At 58.4% G+C, this 315-nt stretch carries 1 protein-coding gene; it reads right to left on the bottom strand.

The features are described 5' to 3' along the window. Positions 1 to 315 (bottom strand): alpha/beta hydrolase (locus EN859_RS36630; protein ID WP_135913707.1); only part of this gene is annotated, 315 nt, incomplete at both ends.

Below are 315 nucleotides of genomic sequence, written 5' to 3'. Positions count from 1 at the left end.
GGCGGACTTTTTGCCTGAAAGCTCGATTGGCACAACAGGGTCTGCGCCCCCGTGAATGATCAACGTAGGGATGTCGAACTTTGCCAGGTCTGGACGCAGGTCGGTTTCCGAAAAGGAGGCAATGCAGTCATGGGTCGCCTTGATGCTTGCTTTAATTGCCATATCGAAGGTCATGTCCAGCATCGCCTGCGTGACCGCGGACGGGTCACGATCGGCCCCGGTAAAAGCGCGGCCGAAATTAATCAGAAATTCGGCGCGATCTTTAACCACGCCGGCCCGCAGCCCATCGAAGACGTCTCGAGGCACCCCCGCCGG

The organism is Mesorhizobium sp. M00.F.Ca.ET.216.01.1.1, from assembly GCF_004010325.2.
In the GTDB taxonomy this organism is placed as follows: domain Bacteria; phylum Pseudomonadota; class Alphaproteobacteria; order Rhizobiales; family Rhizobiaceae; genus Mesorhizobium.
Note: the sequence above shows the minus strand (reverse complement) of the source record. Positions and strands in the feature narration are given on the sequence as shown.